Annotated in this window: 14 protein-coding genes; 11 read left to right on the plus strand and 3 right to left on the minus strand. The window is 42.9% G+C overall.

Annotated elements, in window-relative coordinates:
- Positions 1 to 245 precede the first annotated feature (245 nt).
- The 5 genes from tkt (at position 246) to mscS (ending at position 7148) form a co-directional block, all read left to right on the plus strand.
- Positions 246 to 2243, plus strand: coding sequence for a transketolase (tkt, locus tag HKI82_RS03820; protein WP_171137265.1), 1998 nt, complete (start codon positions 246 to 248; stop codon positions 2241 to 2243).
- 150 nt (positions 2244 to 2393) lie between these two features.
- Positions 2394 to 3419, plus strand: a complete 1026-nt coding sequence (gene epd / locus HKI82_RS03825; protein WP_102942941.1) for an erythrose-4-phosphate dehydrogenase — start codon at positions 2394 to 2396, stop codon at positions 3417 to 3419.
- Positions 3420 to 3566: 147 nt separating this feature from the next.
- On the plus strand, positions 3567 to 4730 hold the full coding sequence (locus HKI82_RS03830) for a phosphoglycerate kinase (RefSeq protein WP_102942942.1): 1164 nt from the start codon (positions 3567 to 3569) through the stop codon (positions 4728 to 4730).
- A gap of 162 nt (positions 4731 to 4892) precedes the next feature.
- On the plus strand, positions 4893 to 5969 hold the full coding sequence (gene fbaA, locus HKI82_RS03835; RefSeq protein WP_171137266.1) for a class II fructose-bisphosphate aldolase: 1077 nt from the start codon (positions 4893 to 4895) through the stop codon (positions 5967 to 5969).
- 315 nt (positions 5970 to 6284) lie between these two features.
- The gene (gene mscS / locus HKI82_RS03840) at positions 6285 to 7148 is read left to right on the plus strand and encodes a small-conductance mechanosensitive channel MscS (protein ID WP_102942943.1); all 864 of its coding nucleotides are present in this window, start codon (positions 6285 to 6287) and stop codon (positions 7146 to 7148) included.
- Positions 7149 to 7227: 79 nt separating this feature from the next.
- Here the strand turns inward: mscS and HKI82_RS03845 are convergent, their stop codons facing one another.
- Entirely contained in the window at positions 7228 to 7860 is a 633-nt protein-coding gene (locus HKI82_RS03845) for a LysE/ArgO family amino acid transporter (RefSeq protein WP_102942944.1), read from the minus strand.
- Between the two features lie 112 nt (positions 7861 to 7972).
- On the opposite strand from HKI82_RS03845, the gene HKI82_RS03850 reads away from it, so the two are divergent.
- The 3 genes from HKI82_RS03850 to HKI82_RS03860 all read left to right on the plus strand — a co-directional run bounded on the left by HKI82_RS03850 (position 7973) and on the right by HKI82_RS03860 (position 11699).
- Positions 7973 to 8869, plus strand: coding sequence for a LysR family transcriptional regulator ArgP (locus HKI82_RS03850; protein WP_171137267.1), 897 nt, complete (start codon positions 7973 to 7975; stop codon positions 8867 to 8869).
- A gap of 95 nt (positions 8870 to 8964) precedes the next feature.
- A complete protein-coding gene (locus HKI82_RS03855) occupies positions 8965 to 9660 on the plus strand; it encodes an oxidative stress defense protein (protein WP_102942946.1) in 696 nt (231 codons plus the stop codon).
- A gap of 155 nt (positions 9661 to 9815) precedes the next feature.
- Positions 9816 to 11699: a sensor domain-containing diguanylate cyclase gene (locus HKI82_RS03860; RefSeq protein WP_171137268.1), complete on the plus strand. Its 1884-nt coding sequence runs from the start codon at positions 9816 to 9818 to the stop codon at positions 11697 to 11699.
- 421 nt (positions 11700 to 12120) lie between these two features.
- On the opposite strand, the gene pykF is transcribed toward HKI82_RS03860, so the two are convergent.
- Positions 12121 to 13533, minus strand: coding sequence for a pyruvate kinase PykF (gene pykF / locus HKI82_RS03865; protein ID WP_171137269.1), 1413 nt, complete (start codon positions 13531 to 13533; stop codon positions 12121 to 12123).
- Between the two features lie 427 nt (positions 13534 to 13960).
- Between pykF and HKI82_RS03870 the strand changes: the two genes are divergently transcribed.
- From HKI82_RS03870 to HKI82_RS03880, 3 genes are all read left to right on the plus strand, one after another.
- Positions 13961 to 14722 (plus strand): DeoR/GlpR family DNA-binding transcription regulator, encoded by a 762-nt coding sequence (locus tag HKI82_RS03870; protein ID WP_042480695.1) that lies wholly within the window; start codon positions 13961 to 13963, stop codon positions 14720 to 14722.
- A gap of 102 nt (positions 14723 to 14824) precedes the next feature.
- Positions 14825 to 16657, plus strand: a complete 1833-nt coding sequence (gene glmS, locus HKI82_RS03875) for a glutamine--fructose-6-phosphate transaminase (isomerizing) (RefSeq protein ID WP_102942948.1) — start codon at positions 14825 to 14827, stop codon at positions 16655 to 16657.
- Between the two features lie 254 nt (positions 16658 to 16911).
- Positions 16912 to 19185, plus strand: a complete 2274-nt coding sequence (locus HKI82_RS03880) for a penicillin acylase family protein (RefSeq protein WP_171137270.1) — start codon at positions 16912 to 16914, stop codon at positions 19183 to 19185.
- A 95-nt stretch (positions 19186 to 19280) separates the two neighbouring features.
- Here HKI82_RS03880 and HKI82_RS03885 read toward each other — a convergent pair whose 3' ends face one another.
- On the minus strand, positions 19281 to 21869 hold the full coding sequence (locus HKI82_RS03885; protein ID WP_171137271.1) for a pectinesterase family protein: 2589 nt from the start codon (positions 21867 to 21869) through the stop codon (positions 19281 to 19283).
- Between the last annotated feature and the right edge of the window lie 12 nt (positions 21870 to 21881).

Genomic DNA, 21881 nt, shown 5'->3' on the forward strand with positions numbered 1-21881 from the left:
AGGCGTTTCTACATCTAGACGGCTATTTTAGTTTTGAATGCTTAAATTACAAGCTCTTTTTCACTTTTAGATATAACCAAACGTTTGCTTGTGTTCTCTCTTTAACTTGCAATCTTATCCGTGCACATCCGACAAAATTGCTTCAACGGTCAAGTAAACGATTGCAGTGAACTAGGGGCTTTGTAACAATACCTCCCATTATAGATGGGTATATTTCACTTCGCTTAAATCAATCAGGAGCTGACATGGCGTCTCGCAAACAATTGGCAAATGCAATCCGTGCTCTGAGCATGGACGGTGTTCAAAAAGCTAACTCTGGCCACCCAGGTGCCCCAATGGGTATGGCGGATATCGCTGAAGTACTTTGGCGTTCGCACCTAAACCACAACCCACAAAACCCTAACTGGGCTGACCGCGACCGTTTCATCCTTTCTAACGGTCATGGCTCGATGCTGATTTACTCACTGCTTCACCTGACTGGTTACGAGCTTTCAATGGAAGATTTAAAGAACTTCCGTCAGCTTCACTCGAAAACTCCGGGTCACCCAGAATACGGTTATGCACCAGGTGTTGAAACTACGACTGGTCCTCTAGGTCAAGGTATCACTAACGCTGTAGGTATGGCGCTGGCTGAGAAGGCTCTTGCTACTCAGTTCAACAAAGAAGGCCATGAGATTGTCGACCACTACACGTACGCGTTCATGGGCGACGGCTGTATGATGGAAGGTATCTCGCACGAGGCGTGTTCTCTTGCGGGTACTCTAGGTCTGGGCAAACTGATTGCATTCTGGGATGACAACGGTATTTCTATCGATGGTCATGTAGAAGGTTGGTTCGCTGACGATACACCAAAACGTTTTGAAGCGTACGGCTGGCACGTTATTCCTGCGGTTGATGGTCACGATGCTGACGCAATCAATGCAGCGATTGAAGCGGCAAAAGCAGAAACAGGTCGTCCAACTCTAATCTGTACTAAAACCATCATCGGTTTTGGTTCACCAAACAAAGCGGGCTCACACGACTGTCACGGTGCTCCACTAGGCGCTGATGAAATCAAAGCTGCACGTGAATTCCTAGGTTGGGAATACGCACCGTTTGAAATCCCAGCAGATATTTACGCGCAGTGGGATGCAAAAGAAGCGGGCGCAGCGAAAGAAGCAGCATGGGATCAAAAGTTCGCAGCGTACGCAGCGGCATACCCAGAACTAGCAGCAGAATTCAAACGTCGTGTGAACGGCGACTTACCAGCAGAGTGGGAAGAAAAAGCAAACGCGGTTATCGCTGAGCTTCAAGCTAACCCAGCCAACATTGCATCACGTAAAGCATCGCAAAACGCACTAGAAGCGTTTGGTAAAATGCTACCTGAATTCATGGGCGGCTCGGCTGACCTTGCACCTTCAAACCTAACCATGTGGTCTGGCTCCAAGTCAATCACGCCAGAAGATGCATCAGGCAACTACATCCATTACGGTGTTCGTGAATTCGGTATGACGGCTATCATGAACGGTATCGCGCTACACGGCGGTTTCGTTCCTTACGGCGCAACCTTCCTGATGTTCATGGAATACGCACGTAACGCACTGCGTATGGCGGCACTGATGAAAGTGCAAAACATCCAAGTGTACACGCACGACTCTATCGGTCTTGGCGAAGATGGTCCAACTCACCAACCGGTTGAGCAAACCGCTTCTCTGCGTCTGACTCCAAACATGAGCACATGGCGTCCATGTGACCAAGTTGAATCAGCTGTTGCTTGGAAACTGGCTATCGAGCGTAAAGATGCGCCAACAGCGCTTATCTTCTCTCGTCAAAACCTAGCACAGCAACCACGTTCAGCAGAACAAGTGGCTGACATCGCTAAGGGTGGTTACATCCTGAAAGATTGTGCAGGCAAACCTGAGCTAATCCTGATTGCAACAGGCTCTGAAGTTGAACTGGCTGTGAAAGCGGCTGAGCAACTAACTGCTGAAGGCAAACAAGTACGCGTAGTTTCAATGCCATCAACAGACGCATTCGACAAACAAGACGCGGCTTACCGTGAAGCAGTACTTCCTGCTGACGTAACTGCTCGTATCGCTATCGAAGCAGGTATTGCGGATTACTGGTACAAGTATGTTGGTCTAAACGGCAAAATCATCGGTATGACCACATTCGGTGAGTCTGCACCAGCAGACCAACTGTTCAAGATGTTCGGTTTCACTGTTGAAAACGTCGTTGAGAAAGCAAACGAGCTGCTTGCTTAATCAAATACGATAAAGAATAGAAATCCCCGTCATTGTGCGGGGATTTTTTTGAGGTGAAATAAATGGTTGGATCACCTCTGTTAAGGGTGCGCTTTACGCTGTCATCGGTTAATATCTGTGCCACGAAATTTTAGTCGGTTGATGGTACGGATGTTAAGAGTCGCAATAAATGGATTCGGGCGAATAGGGCGTAACGTTTTACGCGCTGTTTACGAAAGTGGCAAAGCTCAGCAGATAAAAGTGGTTGCTGTGAATGAGTTGGCTCAGCCTGAGGCTATGGCGCACTTATTACAGTACGACACCAGCCATGGTCGTTTCGGTAAAAAGATTTCTCACGACCAAGAACACTTATATGTTCATCATGATAATGGTGAGTTTGATAGCGTTAGAATTCTTCACTCTTCAGACATTCATCTATTGCCTTGGCGAGATCTTGAAGTCGATATCGTTTTAGATTGTACAGGCGTCTATGGATCCAAAGCCGATGGTGAAGAACATATTGCTGCGGGTGCGAAAAAGGTACTGTTTTCTCATCCAGGTTCGGCCGATCTTGATAACACTATTATTTACGGTGTGAACCATGAAACGTTGACCGCACAGCATCATATTGTTTCCAACGGTTCCTGTACCACTAACTGTATTGTCCCGATAATTAAAGTGTTAGATGAAGCCTTTGGCATCGAATCTGGCACGATTACAACGATTCATTCTTCTATGAATGACCAACAAGTGATCGATGCTTACCACAGCGATTTGCGTCGTACCCGATCGGCAAGTCAATCTATTATCCCTGTTGATACAAAATTACATAAAGGGATTGAAAGAATATTTCCGAAATTTTCTAACAAATTTGAGGCGATTTCGGTACGAGTTCCAACAGTAAATGTTACCGCGATGGATTTGAGTGTCACTATTAACGCAAATGTGAAAGTTAATGACGTAAATCAAACCATGATAGAGGCATCTCAGTGTACATTACACGGCATTGTTGACTATACTGAATCACCACTCGTATCCATCGATTTTAATCACGATCCACACAGTGCGATTGTTGATGGCAGCCAAACTCGAGTGAGTAACGGACATCTAGTGAAGATGCTCGTTTGGTGTGATAACGAGTGGGGATTTGCTAACCGAATGCTTGATACCGCGTTAGCAATGCAGGCTGCAAAGTAGTTACTCTTTGGCGGCAAAATTATTTATTTTATAACTTGAAATAAATATCTAGTGCCCCATATTAGTATGCAGTTTATGATTTTACAGGCTCGGCAGGATAGCCGGGCTTACAGAAACTTTTCTTTTTAATATTTGAGAGGACAAACCATGTCTGTAATCAAGATGACTGACCTGGATTTAGCAGGTAAACGTGTATTTATCCGTGCTGACCTAAACGTACCTGTTAAAGACGGCAAAGTAACGTCTGATGCACGTATTCTAGCTTCACTGCCAACTATCAAACACTGTATTGAAGCTGGCGCTAAAGTAATGGTGACTTCTCACCTAGGTCGTCCAACTGAAGGCGAATATGCTGAAGAGTTCTCTCTACTACCAGTAGTTAACTACCTAAAAGATGCACTAGAGTGCGAAGTGAAACTTGCTAAAGATTACCTAGATGGCCTAGAGCTAAACGCTGGTGAGCTTGTTGTTCTTGAAAACGTTCGCTTTAATAAAGGCGAGAAGAAAAACGAAGAAGAACTATCTAAGAAATACGCTGCGCTATGTGACATTTTCGTAATGGATGCATTCGGTACAGCACACCGTGCTCAAGCTTCAACTCACGGTGTTGGTATGCACGCACCTGTAGCTTGTGCTGGTCCTCTTCTTGCTGCTGAGCTTGAAGCATTAGGTAAAGCAATGGACAAACCAGAGCGTCCACTAGTTGCTATCGTTGGTGGTTCTAAAGTTTCTACTAAACTAACAGTTCTAGAATCTCTTTCAAAAATTGCTGACCAACTTGTTGTTGGTGGTGGTATCGCGAACACATTCATCGCAGCAGCTGGTCACAACGTAGGTAAGTCTCTATACGAAGCAGACCTTATCGAAACAGCTCAAAAACTAATGAAAGAGTGTTCAATCCCAGTTGCTACTGACGTTGCATGTGCGAAAGCATTCGACGAAAACGCAGAAGCTGAAATCAAGAACGTTGCTGATGTTCAAGATGACGACATGATCTTCGACCTAGGTCCAGATTCAACTGCTGCTCTTGCTGAAATCATTGGCAATGCTAAAACTATCCTTTGGAACGGCCCTGTAGGTGTATTCGAGTTCAAGAACTTCGAAGCAGGTACTAAAGGCATTTCAGAAGCTATCGCTAAATCTGCAGGTTTCTCTGTAGCAGGCGGTGGTGACACGCTAGCAGCTATCGACAAGTTCGGTATCAAAGCTGACGTTTCTTACATCTCAACTGGTGGCGGTGCATTCCTTGAGTTCGTTGAAGGTAAAGTGCTTCCTGCAGTAGCGATGCTAGAAGAGCGCGCGAAAGCTTAATCATCATGATTTATTAATAAAGCGGAAATTAGTTTTCCGCTTTATTGTTTGCTGCGCAACTAGCTTGGTTCTGTTAAACTTCAAGTGTTGTGAGCAGACGTATGAAAGAATTCAAACTCACCGTTTTTATTTATTAAAACGACAGAAAATAGGATCAAATCCATGTCTAAGATCTTCGATTTCGTAAAACCTGGTGTTATCTCTGGTGATGACGTACAAAAAGTATTTCAAGTAGCTAAAGAGAACAACTTCGCTCTTCCAGCAGTTAACTGTGTTAACACAGATTCTGTGAACGGCGTACTAGAAGCGGCTGCTAAAGTTAAAGCTCCTGTTATCGTTCAATTTTCTAACGGTGGCGCTGCTTTCTTTGCAGGTAAAGGCGTTAAACTAGAAGGTCAAGGTGTACAAATTCTTGGCGCTGTAGCTGGTGCAAAATACGTTCATGCTGTTGCTGAAGCATACGGTGTGCCTGTAATTCTTCACACTGACCACGCAGCTAAGAAACTACTACCTTGGATTGACGGCCTACTAGACGCGGGTGAAGAGTTCTTCGCTCAAACTGGTAAGCCACTATTCTCTTCTCACATGCTAGACCTTTCTGAAGAGTCTCTAGAAGAGAACGTTGAAATATGTGCTAAGTACCTAGAGCGCATGGCTAAAATGAACATGACAATCGAGATCGAACTTGGTTGTACTGGTGGTGAAGAAGATGGTGTTGATAACTCAGATATGGATTCTTCTGAGCTATACACTTCTCCTGAAGATGTTGCATACGCATACGAGAAACTAAACGCTGTTAGCCACCGTTTCACTATCGCAGCTTCTTTCGGTAACGTACACGGTGTTTACAAGCCTGGTAACGTTGTTCTTACTCCAACTATCCTACGTGACTCTCAAGCATACGTTTCTGAGAAATTCGGTCTTCCAGCGAACTCTCTAAACTTCGTATTCCACGGTGGTTCTGGTTCAACTGAAGCAGAAATCAAAGAGTCTATCTCTTACGGTGTTATCAAAATGAACATCGATACAGATACACAGTGGGCAACTTGGGACGGTATCCGTAAGTACGAAGCAGAAAACCACGATTACCTACAAGGTCAAATCGGTAACCCAACTGGTGAAGATGCTCCGAACAAGAAATACTACGATCCACGCGTATGGCTACGTGCTGGTCAAGCTTCTATGGTTGCTCGTCTTGAGAAAGCATTCGCTGACCTTAACGCTGTAGACGTACTGTAATCTGAATTGATTATTTGAAAAGCCCGCTCATTGAGCGGGTTTTTTTTGTTTCTCGGTTCTGGAACAGAAAAAGCTATTTTTTTCAAAGCACTGGCAGAATGTGTATTTATTGCTTAATCTGATACAGGATCTAAGTAGATGGGGTAACTTTTTGCTTTGTTGTTTGCAAAATGCTGACTTTGCAAAAAGTTATACGTCATATCATATAAAGCCCACAATGAGTGAAAATTAGCAGTGCAGTTTTGTAATGCCAGACAAACTCAGTGAGTCAAATAGTCGGTTGTTAAAATTAAGAGTTTTAGAGGGTAAGAAAGTATGGCTGGTGAATCGTTGGATATGGATGCTCCAATTGCTGATGGATTAAATAAAATGAGTGATTGGCTTAGTAGTAATTCAGATTTGTTAATTCAGTACGGGGTAAATATTGTTTCGGCAGTTCTTATCCTGATCATTGGTAATATGATTGTTAAGGCTGTAGCGGGCAGTGTCGCGAAAGTTCTTAAGAAGAAAGAGATGGATAAGGCGGTTGTCGAGTTTATCCATGGTCTTGTTCGTTACGTTTTATTCGTAATCGTATTGATTGCAGCATTAGGCAGAGTAGGTGTAGAAACCGCTTCAGTGGTAGCTGTTATCGGTGCAGCTGGTTTAGCGATTGGTTTAGCTCTACAAGGTTCTCTTTCTAACTTTGCTGCAGGTGTATTGATTGTTGGATTCCGTCCGTTTAAATCTGGTGACTATGTTGAAGTTGCAGGTGTGGCTGGTTCTGTAGAAGCGATTCAAATCTTCCAAACGATTTTAAAAACACCAGATAACAAAATGGTCGTAGTGCCAAACGGTGCGATTATCGGTGGTTCAATTACAAACTATTCTCGCCATTCAACTCGTCGTGTTGATTTGGTGATTGGTGTGTCTTACAAGTCTGATTTGAAAAAGACCAAGCAAGTTATTCGTGAAACTTTAGAAAAAGACTCACGTATTTTGAAAGATCCAGATATCACGATTGGGGTGTTGGCACTAGCAGATTCTTCAGTGAACTTCGTGGTTCGTCCTTGGTGTAAAACTGAGGAGTATTGGGGTGTGTACTTCGATTCAATGCAAGCAATTAAAGAAGCGTTGGATGCGAACGGTATTGAAATTCCATTCCCACAGATGGACGTTCATCTCAACAAAGTCGATTAATATCGATGATGAATTTAAAAGCGGAGGCAATAGCCTCCGTTTTTTTATGCCTAAATTTTTCACATAAGTTGCTAGTTTTTTAGCTGAACCATTGAGTATAAAGACTTTTGGCTAAAGCAAAGGCGATGATAAACATCATGGTAGCAACGATTAAATCGATGATTTTCTTTGTTTTAGGTTTGGATAGTACAGGAGCTAGTTTAGCTGCGCCGATAGATAATCCATAGAACCAAACAAAAGAAGCCATCATGGTGCCCAAAGCAAAGGAGATGCGATCGCTTCCCTCAAATTGTCCGCCTATTGAACCCAGAATCACTACTGTATCTAAATAAAGATGTGGATTCAGTACGGTAACCGCTAGAGCACCTAATATCACCGCTCGTCGGCCTCGTGCCAGTTTTTGAGGTTGGCTCTCCTGCTGGTCAGAATGTTGAAGAGCTGCTCGAAGTGAGAGCCAGCCATAAAAAGTCAGAAATGCAATTCCACCCAGAGTAACCACGGTCAGTAGCGTCTCATTCTGAGAAAGTAGCGCACCACCACCAAAAATACCTAAAGAAATAAAGAACACATCCATCACGCTGCAAATTGTTGCTGTAGTGAGGTGATGGTTTCGCTTGATGCCTTGGTTCAACACATAAGCATTTTGTGCCCCGATGGGGATAATCATTGTTGCACCTAGGCTAAACCCTTGTAGCAGTATCCAAAAATTCATAGTCGTTCTTTAAGGTCTAAGTTAATAAATGTTGCATGAAAAATACGCCATAGATAATTAGAAATAAAACTAATAATATTAATGTGTCATTAGATTAACTTATGGTGAAGCGGTGCGTGGATTAGATTACCGATGGCTTGAAGCTCTAGATCAGATTATTTTGCAAAGAAGTTTTGAGAAAGCTGCAGCCGTATTATGCGTCTCGCAATCAGCGGTCTCACAAAGAATTAAGCAGCTAGAAAAATGGCTTGCTCAGCCTGTACTTGTAAGAGAGAACCCGCCAAGAGTAACACCTGCAGGGCAGAAGTTACTTGGGCTCTATCGTCAGGTTTGTGTTTTGGAGCAGGATATTTTGCCAGATCTCAGCAACGATATTGGTGAAAAGCCCATTTCCATTTCAATTGCAACCAACGCAGACAGCTTGGCTACATGGTTATTGCCTGCTATTGAAGAGGCAATGAAACAAAGTAATTTGGAAATTCATCTGGTTGTCGATGATGAACGTAGAACACTGGACAAGCTGAAAAACGGAGAAGTGATTGGCGCGATCAGTCAGTCACCTAGAACTTTGCCTGGTTGTAACGCAGTTTTGCTCGGTGATATGCCTTATTTGTGTGTGGCTTCGCCTGATTTTTATCGTCGCTATTTCCCTCTAGGAGTCAGCATACAAACCTTACAAGCGGCACCAGCAGTTGCTTTCGACAGGCAAGACTTCATCAATGAACGCTTTGTTTACGACAATTTTGGTTTTGAAATGGTCAGTGAAATTAAACATACCGTGGGTAGTTCTGAAGCCTGTGTAAAAGCTGCAGTAGCAGGATTCGGTTATTGTATGATTCCGAAGATCCAAATCGCTGAAGAGCTGGAAAAAGGGTTACTCATGGATATCACGCCAGGGATGTATATAGACCAGAAACTTTACTGGCATCATTGGCAGTTAGAAACAGGAAGTTTGAAGAAATGTTCACAGGCTTTGGTTGAGTATGCGAGAAAAAACTTGCCACAGTGAGCATGTCAAGATTGTGTGATTTACATACACTGACGCTGGGACTGAAATATTTTTCATCTATTATTGAGCAATAGGTTTTGAATTAGGGGAATGAAATGAAAGCACTTTCTGTAATAGTTCTAGCGGTATTGAGTATGTTTTCAATGGCGGCACAAGCTCAGGAATTCGACTTTCCGCATGTGGCAACGTCTGGTTATGGTGAAGTTATCGCGACGCCAGATATGGCGGAGTTTTCGGTAAAGGTCGTCGAAATCACAATGAATGCGGAACAAGCGAAAGAGAGTGTCGATAATATAGTCACTTCGTTTATCAAGCGCCTTACTCAAGCAGGTGTCAAAGAATCTCAAATAACCAGTTCAAACCTCTACTTAACTCCCCAGTATCATTATCCTAAAACGGGTAAGCCTGAACTAGTAGGGTATCGTGCCATTAGAAATGTCTCTGTTGAAGTGGATGATTTGTCTAAGTTGAATGAGTACTTGGATATCGCTTTGGAAGAGAAAATTAACCAAGTCGACGATATTCAGTTGAAAGTCCGCGATGAAGAAAAATATCAGCAACAAGCACGTATGGCTGCCATTAAAGACGCTCAACAGAAAGCGCAATCTTTAGCTGAGGGTTTTGGGCGTAAATTAGATGGTGTGTGGCGTATCGACTACAATGCACCAATGAGAAAAGCGGTACTGACCCGAGCAGCAACATTTAGCGAAGACTCAGCAGTTAGCAACAGCTACCAAGATTCTACATTGATCATTCGAGATAATGTAAGCGTTATCTATAAGCTGAATTAAATAGTAACTATTTGATAATTATCGTAATAATATGCGACGTTTTTAACACTTTTTATTCTGTGTATTTTATTTAGGCGCTACTTTTTTATTCAGATTACTAGCAATGGTGATATAATGCGCGCCTTTGCTTTTGCCGCTATTTGTCAGTCTGGGTTATGAGATATTCTAAAATTATTGTCGCTTTTCTCATAACCTGTGCCCTTATCACAGCTGGTATCGTCACGTTTTACTCTTATCGATACGATCAAGTTCAGGCGGCAAGCAATCAACGTTCTATACGTGAAGCCATTAATCAACTCTCTTATAGCGAACAAGAGTATCGCAATTTAAGAGATCAGGTCTTTTCGACTATCTCTCTCTTAAGCCATGGGCGTAGCGCGTATAACTATGTAGAATCGCCAAACTTAGTTACTCGTAATCAGTTACAGCTAGCTTTAGCGTCAGCAGCTAATGGCCAGAAGTGGTTTGATGGTGTTGGCTTTATTGATGTTAAAGGCATCGATACTGTTCATGTTGATTACCTACCAAGCATTCATAAAACCAAAGCGTTAGATGGCGTGGTAGACATTTCACAAACACCATTTTTCCAATACGCACAGTCGCTAGAGGAAGAGCAAATCGGTGTTTGGGCCGCAGAGTTGGTCAACGCCCCAGACTCTTTTACTAAGCCATATACACCAATGATACAAGTCATCGCTCCAGTCTCTGTGCTTGGTGTTCGGAAAGGATATATCGTGATTTCAGTCGATATGTCGATGATGGTTGATAAGCTGAATTACTCTCCGAAAAATGATTTAACGCCAGCTATCGTCGGTAGTAACGGCTATATGGTGACAGGTAAGAATATGTTGCCTTTTTATGGTGATGTGTCCAATCAGTATCACGGATTCGACCTCGCTACTTTTTTCCCGAAAACTTGGGAAATAATGCAAGCTCAAACACCGGCTCACAACTATCTGATGGAAGATATGAATCTTATCGTCTTTAAGCCGATCGATAAGTTTTTTGGCCAAAGCATCCATCTGGTGATTCGTTTTACCCCTAAGCAACTCAATGACCGAGCGAGACATGAGCTGAATGATGTGGTCAAAGAGGGCTTCTTCGTCTTTATGATCATGTTGGTCTTTGCTCTGCCGACGATATCCATGTCACTGCATTATTATCACCGCAATATCGAAAGTAAGCTCGCTAGAGCTGCGCTGGATGGTATGACTGCGGTGATGATCTCAGACAAGTCTCATCAAGTTATTATGGTTAACAAAGAGTTTGAAGCCATGATTGGCTTAACCAGTAAAGAAGTTCGTGGACACAACGCTCTTAAAACCTTGCTCAGCCACAATGGCATGGAGTTTATTCTTAATGTCCTCGAGCAAGTTGATCAGAATAACCTTTGGGAGGGTGAAGTTGAGTGTGTGACTCCTGAAGGGCAGATGCTGACAACTATTATGCGGATTCAGGCGATCATTGAAGCCGGAAAAGTCAGCTACTATATCACCTCGATTGTAGATATTTCCGAGCGCAAAGAGCTGGAGAACAGACTCAGAGAATTGAGTGAGAAAGATTCACTTACTCATCTCTGGAATCGCCGAAAATTCGAAAGAGAACTGATGCTACAGACTCAGCTGGTTGAACGATACCCAAATGATTATTCGGTCTGTCTATGCTTAATTGATATTGATTACTTTAAACGAGTCAATGATGAGCAAGGACATGATCAGGGGGACAAAGTGATCGTAAAAGTCGCAGATGTGCTCTCTGAAAAACTTCGAGCGACAGACTTTCTTGCTCGAATCGGCGGAGAAGAGTTTGCAGTGATCATGCCTCATACTTCAACCCCTGAGGCGCAGGTGGTTGTTGAACGTTTAAGACAAGCTATTGAGTTAGACGAAGGTCTAACTATTACCATAAGTGCCGGTATTTCTGACCTTTCTCAAGACAGCACTCGTTCTTATAAATGTGCCGATATTGCCCTTTATGAGTCTAAAACATTGGGTCGAAATCAAGTTTCTCTCTGCCTCACCACTGATGAGGTGGCTTGATGTCACGTTTTTATTACGCTTAGACTAAAGTCTAATTTTATTTTTTACTTGAGCTAAACTGTACAATAAGTAAACTGTTGTTTTTTTCATCAGTAGTGATCCGGTTTTCCTCTTAATGGTTTTTACTCAGCTTGACTCAGTAAAAATAAGGAAGCTAAAACACTCTGGCAACATGAGGCAGGGTATGGTTAATCATTTTCTAGTGAGGCTAACAATTAGCTTTTTATTGGTACTCGGAATTAAATTAAGCGCGCTTTATTTTCTTCCTATGGTGTTACTGCTTAACACTCACCATAAAGAGTTTTTTGGCTGGTAATTTTCAGCGTGAATTAGCGAACGGATAAAGCTAAAAGCGTTAAAAATATGAGATATAAAAAAACCAGAGCCTAAGCTCTGGTTTTTAGTATCTGGGGTTCTGTTATTAAAGAACGTGAACAGATGCAGTGTTAGTAGTACCTGAAGCAACTAGTGCACCAGAAACCATAACAATGATGTCGCCTTTCTTGCCTAGGCCAGAAGATAGAGCGATTTCTTTACCTTGGCGGTAGAAATCATCAGTACTTTCGTAAGCATCAACAACAACAGGAGTAATACCTTTAGAAAGAACAAGCTGTGCAGCAGTCTTAGCGTTAGTTGTTACAGCGATGATGTTCGCAGTTGGGAAGTATTTACGAACTGAACGAGCAGATTTACCAGCTTCAGTAGCTACAACGATAAGTGGTGCAGCTAGTTTTTCAGCTGTATCTACAGCACCTTTACAAACTGCTTCAGTGATACGTAGACGTGGGCTGTCTAGACGAGAACCTAGTTCAGCTTTAAGTACAGAATCAGTACGTTTAGCGATTTGCGCCATGATAGTTACCGCTTCAACTGGGTATTTACCTTTTGCTGTTTCGCCAGAAAGCATTACTGCGTCAGTACCGTCCATGATTGCGTTCGCAACGTCACCCGCTTCTGCACGAGTTGGACGAGGGTTTTTGATCATAGAATCAAGCATTTGAGTTGCAGTAATTACAACTTTACGTGCACGGTTACATTTCTCGATCATCATCTTCTGAGCGAAGATTACTTCTTCAGCTGGGATTTCAACACCTAGGTCGCCACGTGCAACCATGATGCCGTCAGATAGCTCAAGGATTTCGTCAAAATTGTCCACGCCTTCTTGGTTTTCAATTTTAGAGATGATTTGGATGTTTTCGCCGCCGTTTGCAGCAAGAACTTCGCGGATTTCTTTTACGTCAGATGCTTTACGAATGAAAGATGCTGCTACGAAGTCAACGCCTTGCTCACAACCAAACTTAAGGTCGCCTTTATCTTTCTCAGATAGAGCTGGTAGGTTAACTGAAACGCCAGGTAGGTTAACACCTTTGTTTTCACCTAGTGCGCCGTTGTTCAGAACTTTACAGATAACGTCAGTATCAGTTGTAGAAACAACTTCCATCTCGATTAGACCGTCATCAACAAGGATAGTGTTACCCACGCTTAAGTCTTTTGCGAAACCTGCGTAAGTTACTGCTACTTTATCTTTGTTACCAACTACAGAAGTATCAGTTGTAAAAGTGAACTCTTGACCAGCTACTAGCTCAACATCATCACCGTTTTCTAGCTTGATAGTACGGATTTCTGGACCTTTAGTATCCAAAAGGATTGCCAGTTGTTTACCAGTGTTTTCCATAACTTTACGGAAGTTAGCGATACGAGTACCGTGCTCTACGAAGTCTCCGTGAGAAAAGTTAAGGCGCATTACGTTCATGCCTGCATTAACAAGTTCTGTTAATTTTTCTACAGATTCAGTTTTAGGGCCAATCGTACATACGATTTTGGTCTTTTTCATGGAAGAGTCTCTCCGGTGAATATTATCAATTTGAAAGTTAATATATAGCTTAAGAATGGCCTCGATGGCGGCAAATTTATCTCTTCGTTACCACATTTCTTTGTCGAGTACTGCGCACTCCAAAACTGAAAGTCTTACAACAGGTTTAGTCATTTTATGACTACCTATTGATGGCGTATCTTCGTTTTAGTGTGATCTATGTCACCATGATTGGTGAAAATTACAAAAGTATCACACACCATTCTGTAATTTTTTTTCTTTAGGGTGCGAATTCTAACACCTAATCATTACAATATCACTGCTTAAGAATTGTCTTAGGACAAGGTTTTAGCCAGAAATATTAATTTTTTAGATCGAAATAAATAGACGAAAAACTTTCGTTTTGAATAGAATATCTTTCGTTTCGTAACTTATTCTTGTGGATGTCATGTCAAAACGTAATACTCAGCTAAGAAGACACACGATTGTTAACCTAGTTAATCAATTAGGTGAAGTCAGTGTTGAAGAGTTATCTACTCAGTTTGAAACTTCAGAAGTCACTATAAGAAAGGACTTAGCATCACTAGAACAGAATGGCCTATTATTGCGCCGTTATGGTGGAGCGATTGCTTTGCCTAAAGAAGTGGTGAATGACGAACTGAATTCAAAAGTTTCAGTTCGAAAGGAAGCGCTAGCCAAAGCTGCTGCAAAACTGATTCGAGACCATAACCGTATTGTTATTGATAGCGGAAGTACAACCGCAGCACTGATTAATCAGCTCAATGATAAGCATGGGTTAATCGTGATGACCAACTCTCTGAATGTCGCGAATGCGTTAAATGAGCTTGAAAGTGAACCTACACTGCTCATGACCGGCGGTACTTGGGATACACATTCTGAGTCATTTCAAGGCAAAGTGGCTGAATCTGTTCTTCGTTCCTATGATTTTGATCAGTTGTTCATCGGTGCGGATGGCATCGATCTAGAACGTGGTACTTCGACATTTAATGAATTGGTCGGTTTGAGCAAGGTCATGGCTGAAGTGTCCAGAGAAGTGGTTGTTATGGTTGAGTCCGACAAAGTCGGCAGAAAGATCCCGAACTTAGAACTGCCATGGGACGACATTGACGTTCTGGTAACCGATAAAGGGTTGTCTGACGAACTGGTTGCAAAAATAGAATCTCATCAGGTTCGAGTAATTCGAGCCTAGACTGGGTCATTAAGACCCCAAAAAATTTAAATCCGCCTCTACTTTAAGGCTTTGCTTGCAGCCGTAGAGTGCACTAGATAAAAAAGAAATTGGAGTAATAACATGTGTGGAATTGTTGGCGCTGTTGCGCAGCGTGATGTAGCTGAAATTCTGGTAGAAGGTTTACGTCGTCTAGAGTATCGCGGTTACGACTCAGCGGGTGTTGCGGTTGTTGATGCGCAGAGCAACTTAACCCGTATTCGCCGTTTAGGTAAGGTTCAAGAGTTAGCCGACGCTGTTGATTCTGCACAAGTTAGCGGTGGTACTGGTATTGCACATACTCGTTGGGCAACCCACGGTGTTCCTTCTGAAGTGAATGCTCACCCACATGTTTCTGGTGATATTGCTGTTGTACACAACGGTATTATTGAAAACCACGAAGAGCTTCGTACTTTGCTTCAAGAGCGTGGTTACGTATTCGTATCTCAAACCGATACAGAAGTTATTGCTCACCTTGTTGAATGGGAATTACGCACATCAGAAACTCTGTTAGAAGCACTACAAAAAACAGCTACTCAGCTTGATGGCGCTTACGGTACTGTGGTTCTTGATCGTAAAGATCCAAGTCGTATTGTTGTTGCGCGTTCAGGAAGCCCAATTGTTATCGGTTTAGGTATTGGTGAAAACTTCCTAGCTTCTGACCAACTTGCTCTTTTAAGTGTTACTCGTCGCTTTATGTTCCTAGAAGAAGGTGACGTTGCTGAAATAACTCGTCGCAATGTGACAATTTACGACCAAGCGGGCAAGCTTGTTGAGCGTGAAATCATCGAATCAAACATCGAACACGATGCTGGTGATAAAGGTCAATACCGTCACTTCATGCAGAAAGAAATTTTTGAGCAACCAATGGCGCTGAAAAGCACAATGGAAGGTCGAATCACACATAACTCTGTAATCACTGAAAGTATTGGCGTAAATGCAGTTGAGATTCTGAAGAAAGTAGAACACGTACAAATTATCGCGTGTGGTACCTCTTATAACTCAGGTATGGCTGCTCGCTATTGGTTTGAGGACATCGCAGGTGTTAGCTGTGACGTAGAGATCGCTTCGGAGTTCCGTTACCGTAACTTTGTTACTCGTCCAAACAGCTTGCTCATTACGCTTTCTCAATCAGGTGAGACGGCAGATACACTTGCTGCGCTGCGCATTGCTAAAGAGAAAGGCTATATGGCGGCAATGACCATCTGTAACGTATCTGGATCTTCGCTAGTTCGTGAATCAGACATCGCATTTATGACTCGCGCAGGTACTGAAATTGGTGTGGCGTCTACGAAAGCATTCACTACTCAACTTGCAGCAATGTTGATGCTGGTTACCGCGATTGGTAAAGAACAAGGTCGCGTTGATGCAGCTAAAGAAGCGGAAATTGTTGAAGCAATTCATGCACTGCCAGTGCAGATCGAAAGTGCATTAGCATTTGATAAACAGATTGAAGCATTAGCAGAAGATTTTGCTGATAAGCACCACACCTTGTTCCTAGGTCGCGGTGAGTACTACCCAATTGCTATGGAAGCAGCACTTAAGCTGAAAGAGATCTCTTACATTCACGCTGAAGCTTATGCTGCTGGTGAACTGAAACACGGTCCATTGGCTTTGATTGACGCTGATATGCCAGTTGTAGTTATCGCGCCAAACAACGATTTGCTTGAAAAGCTTAAATCAAACGTTGAAGAAGTACGCGCTCGTGGTGGTCTGCTATATGTATTTGCAGATGAAAAAGCAGGCTTTGAAGCGGACGATACTTTGAAAATCATCCCAATGCCGCACGTTAGCGAAATCACAGCACCAATTTTCTACACAGTGCCAATGCAGCTACTTTCTTACCATGTAGCGCTAATTAAAGGCACCGATGTTGACCAACCTCGTAACCTTGCAAAAGCGGTTACTGTTGAGTAATCAATAGGTTAATTAAGTTTATCTATAAATGGCAGCCAGACTCACGTCGCTGCCATTTTCTTTTTCTATTCCAGCAATATCCCAGCTTTTCTCTAGTTTTCATTTCTTAACGTTGTCCATAAATTGATGTAGGTCTTTACTTGTTTTGAATTGTTTATGTAATAATGCAAATCATTATTATTACTATCTGTAGGCGCTTTTCTTGGATATATTACGTTGCAAGAACAGCCTATCGATCAAAACAGGCGTTATACATGCTCAAAAATGACTTAGCAGCTGCCAAAATCCGTTGGACAGAAAATGATGTTCCCCATATTGAAGCTGACAATTATGAATCTCTTGGTTTCGGTTATGGTTATGTTCATGCTCGAGATCGTTTAGCCGAAATATCGGCACAAGCTATAGTGCTGCGTGGCGAACGCTCCAAGTATTACGGCGCAGAGCAGTTTTCGACGATTGGCTTTCTAAAAACGACTAACTTGAATTCAGATTTGATGTTCCGCTTACGTATGCCAACGGAATGGGCAAAAGAAGAGTTAGCAAATCTCAGCGATGATGCGCGCGCCTATGTTTGTGGTTATGTGAAGGGCTTAAATCACTTTGTTCAATCTATGACAAAGGATGAATGGAATGAAAGAAACAGTGCTGAGCCTTTGATTACTTTTGAGCCAGAAGATGTGATTCGTTCTGCAATGCGATTTGGCATTATGAAAGAGTTAATTGAAATCGGTCCTTACCTTGTTGCCTCTTCTGGGGCATGGCGAACTGATTTGGGTACTAATCATCACTCCTGCCACGGTGAAGATGTGGTAGTTGAAGGCGGTTTTGGTAGTAATGCATGGGCATTCGGAGGCGATGTCGTAGAAGGTGAGGGATCTATTTTGTTGGGGAATCCTCACTCAGCTTGGCAAAGAACTCCACATCAGCAGCGTATTTACATGCACCAGTATCATCTTACGATTCCCGGTGAATTGGATGTGGCTGGCACTTCATTTCTTGGCTTCCCACTTCCTCTTACTGGTTACAATGGCGATGTATCATGGTCTATTCTGGATGCGGCAACAGTCACCTCATTTGTTCTTCAACTGATGAAGATTCAAGAATCGGCGCTCAACCCCACTTATCTTATGGATGGTGAGCAGAAGCCACTTGAGATAAAAGAGATCAGCATTGATGTACTTGAAGATCATGGAGACGTTGAAACTCGCCGCTATCATTTCTTGCACTCCGAACTTGGTTATTTGTTCAAGCTTCCGCAAAGACCGGGTAAGCCTGAGGGATGGTATGCAATTACTAACCCTGGCGAGCGTAATGCTCGTGGTATTAATCAGTTTTTAGCGGCTGCGAAAACTTCAACTACGAAAGAATTTGTTGAAGCAATATCGTCTCATCGAGGCATTTTATGTCAGTTGATTGTTGCGGATCGACACGGTGACATCGCCTACGTGATGGCTGGAAATGTACCACCGATGACTGATGAACAAATGTCACAAGGTCATATAGGTGATCAGCAAGTCGCATTTAATGTGCTGGATGGTACTCGCAGTGAATATTCATTGAGAGGGAAGGATCAAAGACCATTAACTGCGCCGAAGTCTTTTTATCCGAATGTGTTTTCTCGTGGAATTATTCACAACGCGAACAATAGCTATAAATACACGGAATATGGTGTTTGTCAGCCAGATTTTCCTTCTGTGTTTGGTCAGCATAAGCCTGAGCATCAAGTCGCGAAAAGTATCGCCGCTGGTCTTAGATATGACCCTCGACTAGCTATGTCGGCAATTCGAATGAAAGAGCTAACCAAAGCGCCTGCTATTATGATATCGAATGCATTGGAGGTGCTGTTTGATAACCGAAACTATGCTGCTGAAACTTTCTTGTCCGATATTCTTATACATTTGCAACCGACTTCATCGGCTTCTGTCCAAGCAGCAGCGAAGGTATTAGCTAATTGGGATAGAAAGAATAACTCGGATAGCCGTGGAGCTCTGCTATTTCATCTTTTCTGGAGTAAAGTGGTACAACTGAATTTGTTGACTGTGCCAAGTAGCGGCGATCCTGCTCTAGGGACTCAATTAAACATCAATGCCGATAGTATTGAGAAAATTCAGCAAGCATTGAATGAGAGCATTGCAGAATTACAGCAGTTTGGCTTTGAGTTAGATACAGCTTGGGGACATGTTCTATGTAAGACCGAAAATGGTGAGACAATTCCACTTCATGGCGGTTCATATTTAGAAGGTGTACTCAATGGTGAAATGCCCGCACCTTTAGAAAAATCAGGATTTCCTTATATCTTATTTGGAACCGCTTATATTCAGCTTTCACGTTGGGAAAAAGGGGAAATCATCGTAGAGGGTTTATTGAGCCACGGGCAAAGAGATGGTGTTATTTCTGAAGGTAGGACAAGACAATTAAAGATGTTTTCCAATAAAACGTTGGGTGTGATTCCCTTCTTACCTCATCAGCTAAAATCATATAAACAATATGGGCTACTGACTCTGTATCCAGCGAAAGCGAACCATTGAGTGTTCAGTTTTATGTGAAACTCAGTTCTAGCCAAAACAGCCACTAGATAGTGGCTGTTTTGCTATAGGTTAAACTGACTGAGGAGAGGTAAAAATTACTTAGCAATCACTTGGCTCAATTTAGACAGTGATTTCTGAGCTTTGATCTCTTCTAACACTAAATCAGCAATAGCTTCAGCACCTTGTTTTTGGAAGTGTGTGACGTCTGGCTTTTCAATTGAGCCAGTTTTCCCTTGATAATACGGGTACTGATTAGGATCGACCGCTAACCATAGGTTTTGCCACTCTCCAGCCACCTTGTTGTTCGCCATCTCGATAACACTGGTTTGCATGTCGAGAAGTGGAACTTTGTTGGCTTGAGCTGTTTGACGAACGGTTGCGGTGTAATCACCAAAGAAGCGGTAGCCGTTATCGCCGTTTTGCGCTGTAGTGTGTTGTTCTGTGTTAATTGGCGTGCCTGCTTTATTGTCTGCGGTACGAGCTCTTGGTACTGAAGTTAGCATCACCGGAGTTAGCTGGTGTTGTTTTGCAAAGCTTAAGTAACGTTCAAGTGAGTATTGGAAAGAGTATTCCTGCTCACCTTGAGGGAACTGAAGCTTGCCATCAGCACTGTTAGGGTAAGTACACAAAGTACCGACATCTAGCGGACCACGTCCTTTAGCGGCGCCATTACATTTTTCATCATTGTGACTGAACTGAATAAACAGATAATCGCCCGGTTTAACCAAAGGCTCGATGAAACTCAGCCATCGCCCATTGATGAAGTCACGAGAACTACGACCTGATTGAGCAGCGTTCACAACCACAAATTGCTCATTGTTGAACTTAGCTGCAAAAGCTTGCCCCCATCCCATGCGAGGAAACACATCTTGCGAGTAGTTCGATGCTGTTGAATCACCCACAATGAACAAACGAGTTTTCTTCTCAGCGACGGCTTTAGCTGCTTGAGCTAATTGTCCGTCTTTAAGCTCGTAGCGAGGAATGGTGTCTAGGCTGACAATAGGATTGAAAGCTAAATCAGATAAGAAGGTTTTGGAAAGTTGTCCTGTACGAGTGTTGTGTCCAAGGTTATGAATAACTTGAGACGCTAACTCATTCATCACTGGTTGGTAATTGCTGCTGTAGTTAACAGGGTTCCACTCTTTTGTAGCATCTAACCCATGAGCTTTAACAACGCTTTGGAATGCTTTGCTGAAGTTGCTGTTTGCATCTAGCCAAGCTTGATGTGAAAGAGCCGGAAGGCGCGGTAAAGCTGCAAGAATTTGTGGTCCATCAATGTTCTCGTTATCTGCCAGGCCGGAGACAATAAGGTCAGTGAAAGGGTTTACGTTCGCGATTGTTACTTCGTTACTATGTGCTTCAGCTACTAACGCCGTTACACACACTGAGCGTTTGGTGTCACTGTTGATACAGGTGTTGCCACTTTGATCATCCACAGACACTAACAACGGAGGAGTCATTGAAGCGATGGATAGCTGATAGTGACCTTTATTGTCGGTATTAGTTGTTGCTACCTTGCCTAAGCTGTCTTTGACATTGACCACTGCTGGGAAACTCACGCTTCTATGAGTGACTTGACCAGTCAGTTGACTATTTGCTCCAAGAGAAATGTCCGGCTCCCAGTCAGATAGAATATTTTTAGTGGTGTAGTTTGCTGCTTCGGATTCCGCCAACTGTGGGCGCTCTGTTGTTTTTGTTCCGCTACCTGTATTAGCAAACTCCCAGAAGCGTGAATCTTTTGGATAGAACCAAATTTTCTCGCCTTTGATGTCCTTACCACTCATGCGATCCCATCCGTAGATATGATCGTCCATTTGGCAATTGATGAACGCCGCATGTCCAATAGCATTAGGATCGGCATAACGACCGTCAGCAAATGTGGTGGTTGGGTGCCAAGGGCGGCCTAAGCCATAGCTACCAGCCGGTACTTGATCTTCTTTGGTGAGACGACAGTTTTTAAAGACCAGACCAAATGGTGAATTAATGTCTGTTGCCGGAGCGCTAATGTAGCCAAGCGGTTCATTTTCTTCGTTGTCACTTCGGTAGCGAGCAATGATGTCGCTGTTTTCTATCAAAGCAGTCCCGTGTCCAAAAATGAAGTCGACAGTGCCACTGACTTGAGATTGATCGAAGTAAGAGCGACCTGCACGAAGATATAAGGTGTCTTGGTAGCTAACGAGGTTAACGTTTTTAAACTGAGCTTTGTCACCGTTATGTGAAACAAGCAAAGCCACTGCTTGAGTGCCTTTTTGACGAGTAGGATCATCGACTGCTTTGGCTTGGTTTGCTGGGAAATCAAAACCGTTTTCAATCGTTAGCGAGCGAGCTTTGAAATCAACGGCATCGACGCTAACGGTTCGGCTACCGAAAGTTCCGAAGTTTTTCCCATTCTCATCTTTCATACTGTTCGCAGTTGTTGCTGTAATGATCGTTTTGTCACGATCTTCGCCAATCAGGTAGATATTAGGACGAGTAATATGCAGTTTCTCTTGATAAACACCATTCTTGATATAGATAACGAATGGTTGGTTATTGTCAGGAGCACTGTCGATAGCTTGTTGAATAGAAGCGTAATCAGCAGAACCATCGAGAGAAACTTTCACATCGTAAAGAGAAGTGGCAGAGGCAGAAGAAAGGTAGAGTAAAGCTGCAATCCCTAGCCCGTTTGCTACAGACTTATTCATTTTATTTTCCTT

The organism is Vibrio plantisponsor, from assembly GCF_013041605.1.
GTDB classification, from domain to species: Bacteria; Pseudomonadota; Gammaproteobacteria; order Enterobacterales; family Vibrionaceae; genus Vibrio; species Vibrio plantisponsor.